Below are 16,494 nucleotides of genomic sequence, written 5' to 3' on the forward strand. Positions count from 1 at the left end.
AAGGCGCCTCGAAAGGCGCCTTGTTCACATGCGGGGAACGGCTCGAATCACTTGCCGGTCCAGCGCTTCATCACCAGCGTAGCGTTGGTGCCGCCGAAGCCGAAGCTGTTGCTCATGACCAGGTTCAGCTCCGTGTTTTCACGGGTCTTGGTCAGGATCGGCAGGTCAGCGACAGCCGGGTCCAGCTCGTCGATGTTTGCCGAGCCGGCCATGAAGTTGCCTTCCATCATCAGCATGCAGTAGATCGCTTCGTGAACGCCTGCGGCGCCCAGGGAGTGACCCGACAGGCTCTTGGTGGAGCTGATGGCCGGCGCGTCGGTGCCGAACACTTCACGCACACCTTTCATTTCCGCGACGTCACCGACCGGAGTCGAAGTGCCGTGGGTGTTCAGGTAGTCGATCTTGCCGTCAACAGTGGCCAGCGCTTGCTGCATGCAGCGGATGGCGCCTTCGCCGCTTGGGGCGACCATGTCGTAGCCGTCGGAGGTCGCGCCGTAACCGACCAGTTCCGCGTAGATTTTCGCGCCGCGAGCCAGAGCGTGTTCCAGCTCCTCGACCACGACCATGCCGCCACCGCCCGCGATCACAAAACCGTCACGGTCTGCATCGTAGGCGCGGGAGGACTTTTCAGGGCTTTCATTGCGCTTGGTCGACAGGGCGCCCATGGCGTCGAACAGGAACGATTGGCTCCAGTGTTCTTCTTCACCACCACCGGCGAAAACGACATCCTGTTTGCCCAGCTGGATCTGTTCCATGGCAGCGCCAATGCAATGCGCGCTGGTGGCGCAGGCGGACGCGATGGAGTAGTTCAGGCCCTTGATCTTGAACGGCGTCGCCAGGCAGGCCGAAACGGTGCTGCTCATGGTGCGGGTCACGCGGTACGGACCGACGCGCTTGACGCCTTTTTCGCGCAGGATGTCCAGCGCTTCCATCTGGTTCAGGGTCGAAGCGCCACCGGAACCGGCGATCAGGCCGGTGCGCGGGTTGGACACTTGCTTTTCGTTCAGACCGGAGTCCTTGATCGCGTCCTGCATCGCCAGATAGGCGTAGCCGGCAGCGTGGCCGACGAAGCGGACGACCTTGCGGTCGATCAGTCGCTCAAGGTTTTTATCGACCGAAACCGGCTCTTCGCCTGGCACGTTCAGATCGACGGAACCGGACACCTGGCTGCGCAGGCCCATTTCGGCATATTCCGGGTTGAAACGGATGCCAGGGCGGCTTGCACGCAGGTTGGCGGAAACGGTGTCTTTGTCATTGCCCAAGCAGGAAACAATGCCCAGACCAGTGATAACGACGCGGCGCATGCGAATACCCTTAGAAATTGTCAGTGGAGGTGAACACGCCGACCCGAAGGCCTTCGGCTGTGTAGATTTCGCGGCCGTCGACACTGACCGAACCGTCGGCGATGGCCAGGTTCAGCTTGCCTTTGAGGACGCGCTTGATGTGAATGTTGTAGGTGACCTTTTTGGCGGTCGGCAGGACCTGGCCGAAGAATTTCACTTCGCCAGAGCCCAGTGCACGGCCGCGGCCCGGCAGGCCTTGCCAGCCCAGGAAGAAACCGACCAGTTGCCACATGGCGTCGAGGCCCAGGCAGCCTGGCATCACCGGATCGCCTTCGAAGTGACAGCCGAAGAACCACAAGTCTGGAGTGATATCCAGTTCGGCGACCAATTCACCTTTGCCGAACTTGCCGCCTTCTTCACTGATATGAACGATGCGGTCCATCATCAGCATGTTAGGGGCGGGCAGTTGCGCGTTACCTGGGCCGAACAGCTCACCGCGACTGCAGCGCAGCAAGTCTTCCCGGGTAAAGGCGTTTTGTTTGGTCATGCGAGCTCCTCGATAATCCTGTGCGGCAGGGTGTGGCAGTTCTTACCCAATCTGGCCATGAGGGTTGATCCCCCGCTGGCAGCCTACTCATAGACTATTGCGTTGTGGTGAAAGTCACAGCACAGGCGAAATGAATGTACACCTGTGCACTGAAATTGTCCGTCCGTGCGTTGTCTCGGGTCGATCACGGCACACAAGACTGCCGCAATTTATCATTTATCGCCAGTCGCAGATGGCTTAATGGTCAGCCAGCGCTGTAAAACCTGCTGTAAATCAGCACGTTTGAAGGGTTTGGCCAGGTAATCGTTCATACCGGATTGCAGGCAAATGTCCCGATCGCCGTGCCGGGCATTGGCGGTCAGCGCGATGATGGGCAGCGTGTCGAGGCCCGGAAGTTCGCGAATCCGTCGTGTCGCTTCATAGCCGTCCATCACGGGCAGGCGGCAATCCATCAGGATCAGCGCATATTTTTCCTTACTGGCCATGCTGACCGCTTCGGCGCCATCCCCGGCCACACTCACCTCCAGGCCCAGGCTGCGCAACATGGCTTCGACCACGGTGCGATTGACCGGGTTGTCTTCGACCAGCAGGACGCAGCCGTCGCGCTCCGCAGGCAAGTCGCCCACGGTGCCAGCCAGCGGGGGTGGCTCTTCCTGATGCACCCGCTGCAACGGAATTTGCAGGGTAAACACCGAGCCGATGCCTTCGTTGCTTTCGGCCTCCAGCGACCCGCCCATGCGCTCGGCCAGGTTTCGCGCGATGGGCAGACCCAGGCCGGTGCCGCCGTAGCGTCGGGAGATCGAGTTGTCGGCTTGCTGAAAAGCATCGAACATCGATTCCAGCAATTGCGCTGAAATACCGATGCCACTGTCACGCACGGCGCAGGTAAAGAGGATGTGCTGGCTGTCCTGCTCGTGCCATGAGGTCTCGATCCGCACGCTGCCAAATTCGGTGAATTTCAGGGCGTTGCCGATCAGGTTCACCAGAATCTGCCGGATACGGGTGGGGTCGCCCTTGACCCGTAACAGATCAAGCCCCGACGACAAGTCGAGCTCCAGTGCCAGTCCTCGCTGTTGGGCGTTGTGGGCAAACGCTTGCACCGAGGTGGCGATCAGGTCGGCGAGACCGAAGGAAATGTTCTCCAATTCCAGGGCATCACGTTCGAAACGAGAGAAATCGAGAATGTCATTGATGACCCGCAGCAGGTGCTCCGTGGACTCGGTGGCGAGGGAGGCGTATTCGGCCTGCTCCTCGGTCATCCTGGTGGTTTCCATCAGTTGCAGCATGCCCAACACACCATTCATGGGGGTGCGCAGTTCGTGGCTCATCATGGCCAGAAATTCCGATTTCGCACTGTTGGCCCGCTCGGCTTCTTCCCGGGTGCGGATCAACTCGTCCATGGCTTTTTTCTGTTCGCGGCTGGCCTTTTCCAGCCCCAGCGCCAGATTGTTGATGTGTCGCGCCAGATCGCCCAGTTCGGCGTCATCCGCCACCGGCAACGGCGCGGTGTACTCGCCATGCTGAATGGCTTTTACTGCGTCGCTCATGGCACTGATTGGCTGGGACAGGCTCAGTGACAGGCGCCGCGCCAGGATGTAGGTAAACAGCAGGGCGAACAGCGCGAGGATGCCGGCTTTCAAAAGGATTTCCTGCTCGCGTACGTTAAACGCATCGCTGGACATGCCCACCAGTACGCGGCCGAGGTAATCCTCGACGGGGACGCTGGTGAGGTCGTCGGCATCGTCGAGGCGATCGCTTTCGTTCTTGATCCGCTGCAACCGGATAGGCGCCTGAAAGACTTCAATCTGCTGGGCGTGAAGGGTCTCGGTCGCCTGCTCCACGTGCACCAGCACCTTCCCGGCGCTGTCTTGAACTTCGAGAAAGCGCACATGGGGCGTGTTCATGGTGGCTTTCATCAGGCTTTCGAGCACGTCATCGTTGCCCACGATCACGCCGTACTCGGACGCAGGGGCGAGCTGATTGGCAATCAACTGTCCGGTGTGGGTCAGCTCCTGTCGCAAGTCCTGAATACGAACCACGGTAAAGAAGCTGATCAGCAGCAGGGTCAGCAGCAGGGCAGGGCCGAGGCTGAGAATCTGCGTGCGGGTGCTGATGTTCCAGCCACGTTGCGAGGTCACGGCCGGACTCCTGTGGTCATGCGTGTCGCCATCGAATGTTCGGAGCCGGGATCGGGAAATGGGGTGGGGTCATGGGCTGATCTCATCGGAAAGCGCCCTAACGATAGCTCATCGGCGCCGCAGTGGAATTTTCATCCGGTGCGCGCATCTTAAACGAGCCGTAGGCGATTTCCTCATAAAGAGTAGGGCATCGGCTTATGTGATGCGCCGTGGTGTTTTGCCGCTGGTGGCCGACACCGCGCTCCGTATAATGCTGGCATCGCCAGATTCGATGGCTCTAGATGGATGCTTTTATGACCCAACAGCAACCGATCGCAGTTCTGGGTGGCGGCAGCTTCGGGACGGCGGTGGCCAATCTGCTGGCCGGGAACGGCCACCGGGTTCTGCAGTGGATGCGTGACCCTGAGCAGGCCGAGGCGATTCGCGTCAATCGCGAGAACCCGCGCTATCTCAAGGGCATCAAGGTGCTCGACGCGGTGGAGCCGGTGACGGACCTCAAGAGCGTGCTGAGCGCCTGCCAGTTGGTGTTCGTGGCGTTGCCTTCCAGCGCCTTGCGCAGCGTGTTGACGCCTCACGTCGAGTTGCTGACCGGCAAGATGCTGGTCAGCCTGACCAAGGGCATCGAGGCGCAGACCTTCAAATTGATGAGCGAAATCCTCGAAGACATCGCGCCGAAGTCGCGGATTGGCGTGCTGTCCGGGCCGAACCTCGCCCGCGAGATCGCCGAGCATGCGCTGACCGCCACGGTGGTTGCGAGTGAAGACGAAGACCTCTGCCAGCAGGTTCAGGCCGCATTGCACGGCCGCACCTTCCGTGTCTACGCGAGCGCCGACCGTTTTGGCGTGGAACTGGGCGGGGCGCTGAAAAACGTCTACGCGATCATTTCCGGCATGGCGGTCGCACTTGGCATGGGTGAAAACACCAAAAGCATGTTGATCACCCGCGCGCTGGCCGAGATGACCCGGTTTGCCGTCAGCCAGGGGGCCAACCCGATGACCTTCCTGGGGCTGGCGGGGGTCGGTGACCTGATCGTGACGTGCTCGTCGCCGAAAAGTCGCAATTATCAGGTGGGTTTCGCGCTCGGGCAGGGCTTGAGCCTTGATGAGGCCGTGACCCGTCTGGGCGAGGTGGCCGAGGGCGTGAACACGCTGAAAGTGCTCAAGGCCAAGGCGCAGGAGGTGCAGGTGTACATGCCGCTGGTCGCCGGTCTGCATGCGATTCTCTTTGAAGGGCGCACGCTGGAGCAGGTCATCGAACTGCTGATGCGCGCCGAACCCAAGACCGACGTCGATTTCATTTCGACCAGCGGTTTCAACTGATTCAACGGCCTTTCGCTTCTGGCCCCGTGGAGAACACCTTGAACGAATCCAAATTCAAGCAACACGAATCGATCCTGCTGCGCATCCTCTGGATGGTGGTGTTTCTGGTGGTGTGGCAAGTCGCTGAGCTGGTGCTCGCCGTCGTGGTGCTGGTGCAGTTGGCTTACCGCCTGTTTTACGGAGCGCCAAGCCTGAGCTTGATGTCGTTTGGCGACAGCCTGAGCCAGTTTCTGGCGCAGATCGGCCGCTTTGGCACGTTCCACACCGACCAGAAACCCTGGCCGTTTGCTGACTGGCCCGCGCCCCGTGCGCCCGAAGGCGAAGCGCCGCACACCGTGCCTGCAGCCAGCCATCCAGTGCGAGACGAGGAACCCAAGCTATGAATCTGTGGATTCTGCGTCACGGCGAGGCCCAGTCCCGGGCGCGCACGGATGCCGAACGCGAATTGACCGCCAACGGCCGTGAAGAAGTCCTGACCAGCGCCGCGCATTTATTGGGTCAACCGCTACGCTGGATCATCGCCAGCCCTTATGTCCGCGCTCAGCAGACGGCCGAGCTGGTGCGTCAGGCGTTGGGCTTCACTGACGCCGTGGTGACCGTGCCGTGGTTGACGCCGGACAGCGACCCGCGCAAGGTTTTGGAAAATCTGGATCTGTACGCGTCGGACGACGTGCTGCTGGTCAGTCATCAGCCCCTGGTCGGATCGTTGATTGGTCTGGCGGTGCACGGCAATCTGCAGCAGGCCGAGCCGATGCATACCGCTAGTCTCGCTCAGTTGGACGGGGATTTTCCGCTGGCCGGGGCGATGAGCCTGCTGGGTGTTCGGCATCCGGGGTAATCCCAGAATAGTGCTGACGGCGGATGATTCTGTGGGAGCGAATGAATTCGCTCCCACAGGTATTGCGCCTGTCGAAACCTAGTGGTGCGCTTCAATACCGTCTCAATAATAAGGAAATATCATGAGCCTATGGCGTGAAACCCCTAACCTCGACGCCCTCAATGCCATGCAGAAAAACACCATTGGTGAGGTGCTGGACATCCGTTTCGAGGCGTTCGACGATCATTCCCTGACGGCCAGCATGGCGGTCGATCATCGCACGCATCAGCCCTATGGCCTGCTTCATGGCGGCGCGTCGGTGGTGTTGGCGGAAACCGTCGGCTCTTCGGCGAGCTACCTGGCCATCGACACGAGCAAATATTACTGCGTCGGCATCGAGGTCAACGCCAACCACCTCCGTGGCCTGCGCAGTGGTCGTGTGACCGCCGTGGCCCACCCGGTGCACATCGGGCGCATGACCCATGTCTGGGACATCCGCCTGACCAGTGACGACGGCAAGGCCAGCTGCATCTCCCGGCTGACCGTCGCGGTCGTGCCCCTCGGCGAACAGCCGCCCGCGCGCTGAATCCCGCGTCGTTGACCGGACTGTCATCACCGATGGCACTTCCGGTCATTGCTGTGACGGCAAGCCGGTGCGCACAATTGCCCCCTGATCAAGGTTCACGGGATGCGCGGGCATGGCCCAACACGTTTTTTTCGCTCACGCCAATGGCTTTCCTTCGGCCACGTACGGCAAATTGTTCGCCGCGCTGGGGGATGACTATGAAATCACCCATCTGGCGCAGCATGCCCACGACCCGCGTTTTCCGGTGACCGACAACTGGACGACGTTGGTGGATGAGCTGATTCACCATTTGCAGGCGCAGTCGCAACCGGTCTGGGGCGTGGGGCATTCCCTCGGCGGCGTGTTGCACTACCACGCGGCCTTGCGCCATCCCGAGCTGTATCGCGGGGTGGTGATGCTTGATTCGCCGGTGCTCACGCGCTTCGACCAATGGATGATCCGCGCCGCCAAACGCTTCGGTTTCATCGACCGCATTACCCCGGCCGGCCGCACGCTGGGGCGTCGTGAAGTGTTCAACGACCTCGACGCCGCCCGCCATTATTTCTCGGGCAAGACGCTGTTTCGTCGGTTCGATCCCGAGTGTTTCGAGGCCTACCTGCTTCATGGCCTGCAACCCCATGGCGAGCAGTTGCGGCTGCGTTTCGACCCGGCCATCGAGATGAGCATTTACCGCAGCGTGCCTCACACCAGCCCCGGCGTCGCCCGGCATTTGCGGGTGCCGCTGGCGATGGTGCGCGGCGAGCAGAGCGACGTGGTGCGCCGTCACCATGCGTTGTCGGTGAAAAGCATGCGCGAAGGGGAGTATCTTTCGGTGCCCGGCGGGCATATGTTTCCGCTGGAACACCCCGAGGACACCGCGCAGATGCTCAAGAGCCTGTTTCTCCGCTGGGATGCCCGCGCACAATCCGCCCTTGACGTGGCCTCTCGTCAACGGGCCCACGCATGACCTGTTCTGTCGAAGAAGTCCGTCTGAGCCTGCCGCACATCGAACTGGCGGCGCACCTGTTCGGCCCGCAGGACGGCGAGCCGGTCATCGCCCTGCACGGCTGGCTGGACAACGCCAACAGCTTCGCCCGTCTGGCGCCAAAGCTCAAAGGCCTGCGCATTCTGGCGCTGGACATGGCGGGCCATGGCCACTCCGATCATCGTCCGGCCGGCGCCGGTTATGGCCTGCCGGATTACGCCCACGATGTGTTGCAGGTCGCGCAGCAGATGGGCTGGGACACTTTCTCGCTGATGGGACATTCGTTGGGCGCCATCGTCTCGGTGATCGTCGCGGGCTCTCTGCCGGACCGGGTCAACCGACTGGCGCTGATCGACGGGCTGATCCCGCCACTGGGCGAACCCGAGGCCGCAGCCGAGCGCATGGGCGCGGCATTGCAGGCGCAGCTGACGCAATCGAGCAAGCGCAAACCGGTCTACGCCGAGATGGACCGGGCCGTCGAAGCGCGAATGAAAGGCGCAGTGGCAGTCACTCGCGAAGCCGCCGAACTGTTGGCGCAACGTGGCTTGATGCCGGTGCCCGGGGGGTATACCTGGCGCAGCGACAGCCGCCTGACCCTGGCGTCGCCGATCCGTCTGACACGTGCGCAAGCATTGTCTTTCGTCAACGCCATCCGCTGTCCTGCGCAGTTGATCGTGGCCGAAGAGGGAATCCTCGCGCAAAACAAAACCTTGCTCGAAAGCGTGCCTTTCGAGGTGACTGTGCTGCCCGGTGGCCACCATCTGCACCTCAATGACGACAAGGGCGCGACCTCTGTTGCAGACTGTTTCAATCGGTTCTTCGCCGTTTCTTGACTTGCGACCCGCAACTGCCGAGGCTGGGCGGGTTGAAACAGGAGACTGCACGATGGACCACCGCTCACGCTCGACCCGTTCACCTTTCCCACCGCCGCACGCCTGTGCGGCGTTCGTTTGTCTTTCGATTCACCTGCGATGAGAACCCCTATGCGTCTATCCCGTGCGCTGGGGTTGCTGTTATGCCTGAGCGGTCCTGTGACGATGGCCCACGCTGCCGATGTCGCGGGCAGTCAGGATTTCCCGAATCTGCCTCGCCCCACCGATGCCGAGATCGTCGATTACAAACCGGCGTCCGAGCTGGAGCGTGTCTTCCCCATGGGGTCGATTCGCAAGATCAGCGGTCAACTGCGTTTCGACGGGCAGGTCGCTGCGCGTGGGACGACCGCCTCCGTCACCTATCAACTCCCCGCCGAGCGTTCTGCGGACGAAGCGTTCACGGAAACCCGCGAGGCGCTGCAAAAACAGGGGGCTCAGTTGCTCTTCTGGTGTCAGGCGCGGGACTGCGGCGAAAGCAGCCTGTGGGCCAATGAAGTGTTCGGCAATGCCCGACTGTACGGCGCGGACAATGGCCAGGCTTATCTGCTGTTGCGCCTTAAGCCGGACAGCGACACCCTCGTCGCGCTGTACAGCATCACCCGGGGCAATCGCCGGGCCATGCTCCATGTCGAAGAATTTCAGGCCGGTGCGCCATTGGGCGAGTTGCTGCCGACCTCCGCGACATTGCTGCGCGAACTGAAAAGCTCCGGCGACCTCGAATTGCCGATGCTCAACGATGCGCCGAAGGAGCCGTGGATCACCTTGCTGTCCAGAGGCCTGAACCTGGACAGCACGTTGCGTGTGACGATTTCCGGCCCCGAAGGCGAGGCCTGGCGCGAAGCCTTGGTCGGCAAGGGCGTACGGGCGGCGCGTCTGGAGGCTGGCAATAAAGCGACTCAGGGGCTGACCCTCGAACTCATCCGCTGAAGCGCGTTCTACACCCAGGCATGACGCCATGACGAGGCGGGCCAAGAGGTTCGCCGTTATGCTCTGGTCTGCGGACTTCTTTTCTATGGACTGAACCCATGCTCAATAATGATCGCCTGTTGGTGCAGATCCTGCTGCTGGCGCTGCTCGGCGCCTGCCTGTGGGTGATGGCGCCGTTCTGGTCGGCGCTGTTCTGGGGCGCGGTGCTGGCGTTTGCCAGTTGGCCGCTGATGCGTCTGCTGACCCGTGTGCTCAAGGGGCGCGAGTCGCTGGCGGCAGCCATCTTGACCCTCGGCTGGATGCTGTTGGTGGCCGCGCCGCTGGTGTGGCTGGGGTTTAACCTCGCCGATCACGTGCGCGACGCGACGGTGTTCATCAAGGATGTGCAGGTCGACGGGTTGCCCGATCCGCCGACGTGGCTGGTCAGCGTCCCGTTCGTGGGGGAACGGCTGGTCGGTTACTGGAACACCATCGATCAGCAGGGCGCGGCGCTCTTGGCGAGCATCAAGCCGTATCTGGGGCAGGTCGGCAATTGGCTGCTGGCCCGCAGTGCGCAGATCGGCGGCGGCATTCTTGAACTGACGCTGAGTATTGTCTTTGTGTTCTTTTTCTACCGCGACGGCCCGCGATTGGCGGCGTTCGTGTTGAGCCTGCTGGAGCGGCTGATCGGCGACAAGGCGCAGTATTATGTCGATCTGGTGGCGGGCACGGTGCAGCGGGTGGTCAACGGGGTGATCGGCACGGCAGCGGCCCAGGCGATTCTGGCGTTGATCGGCTTCCTCATCGCAGGTGTGCCGGGGGCGTTGGTGCTGGGGATCGGCACGTTCTTGCTGAGCCTTGTGCCGATGGGGCCACCACTGATCTGGATTCCCGCCACCGCCTGGCTGGCATGGAAGGGCGAATACGGAATGGCGATTTTCCTTGGGCTGTGGGGCACGTTCATCGTCAGTGGCGTGGATAACGTGCTCAAGCCGTACTTGATCAGCCGAGGCGGCAACCTGCCGTTGGTGATCGTGCTTCTGGGCGTGTTCGGCGGCTTGCTGGCGTTCGGCTTCATCGGCCTGTTCATCGGGCCGACCTTGTTGGCCGTGGCGTATAGCCTGCTGCTGGACTGGGTGGCGGACAGCCGGTCTCGCCAGTTACCCAAGTAAGGTGTTGAGATTTCAACGAAACCGCCGCCGGGCTTGGGTCTGGGGGTGGTGATCGGGCACTTTCCGAGGCGTTTGGCCAGGCGACATGTCTTCATCGGCTGATCTATTTTTCGCGAATGAATTCGCTCCCACGGGGAATAACTATCGCCTTAAAAATTTAAACCCTTGGCAGATCGACGACAGCCGTCAGCCCACCGCCGGGGGTTTCTTCTAGGCGCAGGTCGCCACCCATGCGTCGGGCGGCTTCGCGGGCGATGGTCATGCCGATGCCAACCCCGCCGGAGTTGCGGTTGCGCGAGCCTTCGACGCGGTAGAACGGCTCGAACACGGCTTCGCGCAGGTTTTCCGGAATGCCCGGCCCTTGATCGACGACCCGGACCCGCAGCCGTTCGCTGGAATCCTCGATCACCACCCGCGCATGGCCGGCGTAGCGCAAGGCATTGTCGATCAGGTTGTGCAGGCACGAGCGCAGGGCCATCGGTTGGGACTTCAGCGGCTTGCAAGTGCCGCTCGCCTCGACATCATCGCCATTGTCCTGCGCGTTCTCGGTCAAAGATTCGATCAGCGCCTGCACGTCGAAATATTGCAGGGCCTCGCTGGTGCGTTGTTCGTTGAGGTAGGTCAGCGTCGCATCGAGCATGGCGATCATGTCGTTCAGGTCTTGGGTCATCTGACCGTGCAGCTTCGGTTCTTCGATCTGCTCGACCCGCAATTTCAGCCGCGCCAAGGGGGTGCGTAAATCGTGGGACACCGCGGCCAGCATGCGGCCCCGTTGCTGCACCTGATCGCGAATCCGCTCCTGCATCAGATTGAACGTGGCAGCCGCCTGCCGGGCTTCGCGGGGACCAGTGATGGTCAGCGGCGGGCTGTCGAGGTTTTCGCTCAGGCGTTCGGCGGCGTCGCTGATGCGCTGCACCGGCCGACTCAGGGCCTTGGCGCCGAACCACGCGGCAATCACCAGCGTCACCAGTTGAAAAAACAGCGGAATCAGCGGAATGCCCAGAAACGGTGGGCGTCCCGGAGGAGGAGGCGGCGGGCGCAGGGCGTTAAGGGCCGAGGACAATTCGCTGCTTTCCCCGGACGGTTCGGCAGGGTGGGCGTTCTGATAAGCCGACGGCGGGGGCGGCATGGCCGGACCGTAATGATGAAACCAGATGAACGCCAACAGGTGCGCGAGGATGATCGCCAGCACCGCGCCACCGAACAGCCGGGCGAAGAGGGTGTCAGCCGAGCGGATCAACCAATCTCCCTGGCGTCGAACATATAGCCTTCGCCGCGTACGGTCTTGATCAGTTGCGGGGATTTCGGGTCGTCGCCGAGCTTCTGCCGCAGACGCGATACCAACAAATCGATGCTGCGATCGAACGCTTCGATGGAGCGGCCACGGGCGGCGTCCAGCAGTTGCTCGCGATTGAGCACCCGACGCGGACGTTCAAGAAACACGCGCAGCAGGCGGAATTCGGCGTTGGACAGCGGCACCACAAGGCCATCAGGGGCCGTCAGTTGGCGCAGGACGCTGTTCAGGCGCCAGTTGTCGAAGCGCAACGTGGTGCGCTCTTCAGTGCGGTCGTCCCGGACGCGGCGCAGGATGGTCTGGATACGCGCCACCAGTTCCCGGGGCTCGAACGGCTTGGCCATGTAGTCGTCGGCGCCCAGTTCCAGGCCGATGATGCGGTCGGTGGGTTCGCAACGGGCGGTCAGCATCAGGATCGGAATGTCCGACGAACCGCGCAGCCAGCGGCAGAGGGACAGGCCATCTTCACCGGGAAGCATCAGGTCAAGGACCACAACGTCGTAGGTTTCTTCAGCCAGCGCCTGACGCATGGCGTTGCCGTCGGTGACACCGGTGCTCTGGATGTTGAAGCGGGCGAGGTAGTCGCACAGCAGTTCGCGGATCGGCACGTCGTCATCGACGATCAGGGCGCGAGTGTTCCAGCGCCGCTCTTCAGCCGGTGCGTTGGCGGTGTTGCTGTCAGGGGTCGTGTGCATGTTGCTGCCGCCATGTGATGCCGCCGGGAAGGGCCGCGAAATGAGTAACGACGCTGCCATGCTACTTCGCAGGCGAGCGGGGCGGAAGGGTGAGCGGCTGAGGTGTCGGCGGGTTGTCGTGAATGTATCAGGAAAGCTACAAGCGGTTGTGATGGGGGAGCGTCACGCCAATCCCTCTTCTAGCCACCCGGCCGGGCCGCTAAAAGAGGGGGCGTTTCACGATCAGATGACCGCGAGAATCGCCTGGGTCACGGCTTCAATGTTGCGTTTGTTCAACGCCGCCACGCAGATGCGACCGGTGTCCAGCGCATAGATGCCGAACTCATTGCGCAGACGATGGACTTGCGGTGTGGTCAGGCCCGAGTACGAGAACATGCCACGTTGGCGCGCCACGAAGCTGAAGTCCTGACCCGCGGCGTTGTTCGCCAGACGTTGGGTCATTTCTTCGCGCATGCCTTTGATCCGCACACGCATTTCAGCCAGCTCGTCCTCCCACTTCTGACGCAACTCAGGGTTGTTCAGCACTGCAGCGACGATGGTCGCGCCGTGGGTCGGCGGGTTGGAGTAGTTGGTGCGGATGACACGCTTGACCTGCGACAGTACGCGCGAGGTCTCTTCTTGCGAATCGGTGACGATGGACAGCGCGCCGACACGCTCGCCGTACAGCGAGAACGACTTGGAGAACGAGCTGGAGGCGAAGAAGGTCAGGCCGGAATCGGCGAACAGACGCACAGCGGCGGCGTCTTCGTCGATGCCGTCGCCAAAGCCCTGATAGGCCATGTCGAGGAACGGCACGTGGCCCTTGGCTTTCAGCACGTCGAGGACTTTTTTCCAGTCTTCGAGGGTCAGGTCAACGCCGGTCGGGTTGTGGCAGCAGGCGTGCAGCACGACGATGGAGCCGGACGGCAGGTTCTGCAGGTCTTCCAGCATGCCCGCGCGGTTCACGTCGTGGGTCGCGGCGTCGTAGTAGCGGTAGTTCTGCACCGGGAAACCGGCGGTTTCGAACAGCGCGCGGTGGTTTTCCCAGCTCGGGTCGCTGATGGCCACAACGGCGTTCGGCGACAATTGCTTGAGGAAGTCAGCACCGATTTTCAGGGCGCCCGTGCCGCCGACGGCCTGCACGGTCACGACACGGCCCGAGGCCAGCAGTGGCGACTCGGCACCGAACAGCAGGGTTTGCACGGCCTTGTCGTAGGCGGCGATGCCGTCAATCGGCAGGTAGCCACGCGGGACGTGTTGAGCGACGCGAATTTCCTCTGCTTCGGCAACGGCACGCAGCAGCGGAATTTTCCCTTCTTCGTTGCTGTAAACGCCCACACCCAGGTTGACCTTGGTGGTACGGGTATCGGCGTTGAATGCTTCGTTGAGGCCCAGGATAGGATCGCGTGGTGCCATTTCGACAGCGGAAAACAGGCTCATTTTTGCAGGGGCTCTGAATGGGAGTGAATGGATTGCATCGCTCCGGCCGAGTGCACTAGAGCGGTGCGCAAACGGGGAGTCAGTATAGAGAGCATCGTGGACGGGGGCGACAGGCGGGGGGCGGTTTTTTCCGGGTTTTTCAGATTATTTTCGACCATTAGTCATGTCACGCGGACTAATGTCCTGATGATGGCTTGAAAGCTGGCGTTGGCGACTCCATTTGTAGTCCCATCACACACCTTCATGTACGTCTTTTCTCCTGGCGAGATCAGTCGTCCGCGCTCATTACGCCTTGGCTCCGAATCTTCCTGCGAGCGAGGGCGAACACAGAGGTACGTCATGTCCGAGTTTCAGCTCGTTACCCGTTTTGAGCCGGCCGGTGATCAACCGGAGGCGATTCGTCAGTTGGTAGAAGGCATCGACGCCGGTTTGTCTCACCAGACCCTGCTCGGGGTGACCGGCTCAGGCAAGACCTTCAGTATCGCCAACGTGATTCAGCAAGTGCAGCGCCCGACCATGGTGCTGGCGCCGAACAAAACCCTGGCTGCGCAGCTGTATGGAGAGTTCAAGGCGTTTTTTCCGAATAACGCCGTCGAATACTTCGTCTCTTATTACGACTACTACCAGCCCGAAGCCTACGTGCCGTCGTCGGACACCTTCATCGAGAAGGATGCGTCGATCAACGACCACATCGAGCAGATGCGTTTGTCCGCGACCAAGGCGCTGCTGGAGCGCAAGGACGCGATCATCGTCACCACGGTGTCGTGCATCTACGGCCTGGGCAGCCCGGAAACTTACTTGCGGATGGTGCTGCACGTCGATCGCGGCGACAAAATGGACCAGCGCGCCTTGCTGCGCCGTCTCGCCGACTTGCAATACACCCGCAATGACATGGACTTTGCCCGTGCGACCTTCCGCGTGCGCGGCGACGTGATTGATATCTTCCCGGCGGAATCGGACCTGGAAGCCATCCGCATCGAGCTATTCGACGATGAAGTCGAGAGCCTGTCGGCTTTCGACCCATTGACCGGCGAGGTGATCCGCAAGTTGCCGCGCTTCACCTTCTACCCCAAAAGCCACTACGTGACCCCGCGCGAAACGCTGCTGGACGCGATGGAAGGGATCAAGGTCGAGTTGCAGGAACGTCTGGAATATTTGCGCGGCGCGAACAAGCTGGTGGAAGCGCAGCGGCTGGAGCAGCGCACTCGGTTCGACTTGGAAATGATCCTCGAACTCGGCTACTGCAACGGCATCGAGAACTACTCGCGCTACCTGTCGGGCCGTCCCGCCGGGGCGCCGCCGCCGACCCTCTACGACTACCTCCCGGCCGACGCGCTGCTAGTGATCGACGAATCCCACGTCAGCGTGCCTCAGGTCGGCGCGATGTACAAAGGCGACCGTTCGCGCAAGGAAACCCTGGTGGAATACGGCTTCCGACTGCCGTCGGCGCTGGACAACCGGCCCATGCGCTTCGATGAATGGGAAGGTGTCAGTCCGCAGACCATTTTCGTCTCGGCGACCCCCGGTCCCTACGAAGGCGAGCACGCTGGTCGGACGGTCGAGCAGGTGGTACGCCCCACCGGTCTGGTGGACCCGCAGATCGAGATTCGCCCGGCGCTGACTCAGGTCGACGATCTGCTGTCCGAGATTCACAAACGTGTGGCGGTGGAAGAGCGGGTGCTGGTCACGACGCTGACCAAGCGCATGTCCGAAGACCTCACCGATTACCTGGCCGACCACGGCGTGCGTGTGCGCTATCTGCACTCGGACATCGACACGGTGGAGCGGGTCGAGATCATCCGCGACCTGCGTTTGGGCACTTTCGACGTGTTGGTGGGGATCAACCTGTTGCGCGAAGGCCTGGACATGCCGGAAGTGTCGCTGGTGGCCATTCTCGACGCTGACAAAGAAGGCTTCCTGCGTTCCGAACGCTCGCTGATTCAGACCATTGGCCGTGCGGCGCGGAACCTCAACGGCCGGGCGATTCTCTACGCCGACAACATCACTGGCTCCATGGAACGGGCGATTGGCGAGACCGAGCGCCGTCGCGACAAGCAGATCGCGTTCAACCTGGCCAACGGCATCACCCCGAAAGGCGTGTTCAAGGACGTCGCCGACATCATGGAAGGCGCCACCGTGCCAGGCTCGCGCAGCAAGAAGCGCAAAGGCATGGCCAAGGCCGCCGAAGAAAACGCCAGGTACGAGGCCGAACTGCGCTCGCCGAGCGAAATCACCAAACGCATTCGTCAGCTGGAAGAGAAGATGTATCAGCTCGCCCGCGACCTGGAATTCGAAGCCGCCGCACAGATGCGCGACGAAATCACCAAATTGCGTGAGCGGTTGTTGGCGGTTTGATTCACCGCATGGCTATTGGCTAAACGGCGATCACCTGTAGGAGCGAATTCATTCGCGAAAAATCGTTCAGGCGACAGGGATGTGTCGCCTGTACCGGCCTATCATCGGAATGCCATCCAGAATGCAC

At 61.7% G+C, this 16,494-nt stretch carries 14 protein-coding genes and 2 pseudogenes; 9 read left to right on the plus strand and 7 right to left on the minus strand.

Going from position 1 to position 16,494, the window contains the following annotated elements; translation table 11 throughout:
• Positions 1-47 precede the first annotated feature (47 nt).
• The 4 genes and pseudogenes from fabB to ACWKWE_RS13145 all read right to left on the minus strand — a co-directional run.
• Positions 48-1,304, minus strand: coding sequence for a beta-ketoacyl-ACP synthase I (gene fabB, locus ACWKWE_RS13130; protein WP_483850751.1), 1,257 nt, complete (start codon positions 1,302-1,304; stop codon positions 48-50).
• A gap of 10 nt (positions 1,305-1,314) precedes the next feature.
• Positions 1,315-1,830 carry a 3-hydroxyacyl-[acyl-carrier-protein] dehydratase FabA gene (gene fabA, locus ACWKWE_RS13135; RefSeq protein WP_166598593.1) on the minus strand — a complete coding sequence of 172 codons (516 nt, stop codon included), beginning with the start codon at positions 1,828-1,830 and terminating at the stop codon, positions 1,315-1,317.
• Positions 1,831-2,042: 212 nt separating this feature from the next.
• Positions 2,043-2,426 (minus strand): annotated as a pseudogene (locus tag ACWKWE_RS13140) (response regulator); the annotation flags it as partial.
• Positions 2,427-2,491: 65 nt separating this feature from the next.
• Positions 2,492-3,968: pseudogene (locus ACWKWE_RS13145) on the minus strand (ATP-binding protein); the annotation flags it as partial.
• A gap of 293 nt (positions 3,969-4,261) precedes the next feature.
• On the opposite strand from ACWKWE_RS13145, the gene ACWKWE_RS13150 reads away from it, so the two are divergent.
• The 8 genes from ACWKWE_RS13150 (at position 4,262) to ACWKWE_RS13185 (ending at position 10,604) form a co-directional block, all read left to right on the plus strand.
• Positions 4,262-5,287 (plus strand): NAD(P)H-dependent glycerol-3-phosphate dehydrogenase, encoded by a 1,026-nt coding sequence (locus ACWKWE_RS13150; protein ID WP_483850752.1) that lies wholly within the window; start codon positions 4,262-4,264, stop codon positions 5,285-5,287.
• 38 nt (positions 5,288-5,325) lie between these two features.
• Complete coding sequence (locus ACWKWE_RS13155) at positions 5,326-5,670, plus strand: DUF4389 domain-containing protein (protein ID WP_166598590.1); 345 nt, start codon at positions 5,326-5,328, stop codon at positions 5,668-5,670.
• Complete coding sequence (sixA, locus tag ACWKWE_RS13160) at positions 5,667-6,125, plus strand: phosphohistidine phosphatase SixA (RefSeq protein ID WP_341958765.1); 459 nt, start codon at positions 5,667-5,669, stop codon at positions 6,123-6,125. The genes ACWKWE_RS13155 and sixA overlap by 4 nt, the downstream gene beginning before the upstream one ends.
• Before the next feature lie 121 nt (positions 6,126-6,246).
• Entirely contained in the window at positions 6,247-6,690 is a 444-nt protein-coding gene (locus ACWKWE_RS13165; protein ID WP_166598588.1) for a hotdog fold thioesterase, read from the plus strand.
• Between the two features lie 112 nt (positions 6,691-6,802).
• Positions 6,803-7,636, plus strand: a complete 834-nt coding sequence (locus ACWKWE_RS13170) for an alpha/beta fold hydrolase (protein WP_483850753.1) — start codon at positions 6,803-6,805, stop codon at positions 7,634-7,636.
• Entirely contained in the window at positions 7,633-8,487 is an 855-nt protein-coding gene (locus tag ACWKWE_RS13175; protein ID WP_166598586.1) for an alpha/beta fold hydrolase, read from the plus strand. The genes ACWKWE_RS13170 and ACWKWE_RS13175 overlap by 4 nt, the downstream gene beginning before the upstream one ends.
• Positions 8,488-8,637: 150 nt before the next feature.
• Entirely contained in the window at positions 8,638-9,453 is an 816-nt protein-coding gene (locus ACWKWE_RS13180) for a DUF4892 domain-containing protein (protein WP_483850754.1), read from the plus strand.
• A 98-nt stretch (positions 9,454-9,551) separates the two neighbouring features.
• Positions 9,552-10,604, plus strand: coding sequence for an AI-2E family transporter (locus ACWKWE_RS13185; RefSeq protein WP_341958760.1), 1,053 nt, complete (start codon positions 9,552-9,554; stop codon positions 10,602-10,604).
• A 157-nt stretch (positions 10,605-10,761) separates the two neighbouring features.
• Here ACWKWE_RS13185 and ACWKWE_RS13190 read toward each other — a convergent pair whose 3' ends face one another.
• From ACWKWE_RS13190 to ACWKWE_RS13200, 3 genes are all read right to left on the minus strand, one after another.
• Complete coding sequence (locus ACWKWE_RS13190) at positions 10,762-11,844, minus strand: sensor histidine kinase (RefSeq protein ID WP_483850755.1); 1,083 nt, start codon at positions 11,842-11,844, stop codon at positions 10,762-10,764.
• On the minus strand, positions 11,841-12,593 hold the full coding sequence (locus ACWKWE_RS13195) for a response regulator (protein ID WP_483850756.1): 753 nt from the start codon (positions 12,591-12,593) through the stop codon (positions 11,841-11,843). Before ACWKWE_RS13195 ends, ACWKWE_RS13190 begins: the two co-directional genes overlap by 4 nt.
• Positions 12,594-12,815: 222 nt before the next feature.
• The gene (locus ACWKWE_RS13200; RefSeq protein ID WP_483850757.1) at positions 12,816-14,012 is read right to left on the minus strand and encodes an amino acid aminotransferase; all 1,197 of its coding nucleotides are present in this window, start codon (positions 14,010-14,012) and stop codon (positions 12,816-12,818) included.
• A gap of 339 nt (positions 14,013-14,351) precedes the next feature.
• Here ACWKWE_RS13200 and uvrB point away from each other — a divergent pair, with 339 nt between their 5' ends.
• Positions 14,352-16,367: an excinuclease ABC subunit UvrB gene (uvrB, locus tag ACWKWE_RS13205; protein WP_166598580.1), complete on the plus strand. Its 2,016-nt coding sequence runs from the start codon at positions 14,352-14,354 to the stop codon at positions 16,365-16,367.
• Positions 16,368-16,494: the final 127 nt, after the last annotated feature.

It is taken from the genome of Pseudomonas salicis, from assembly GCF_057128705.1.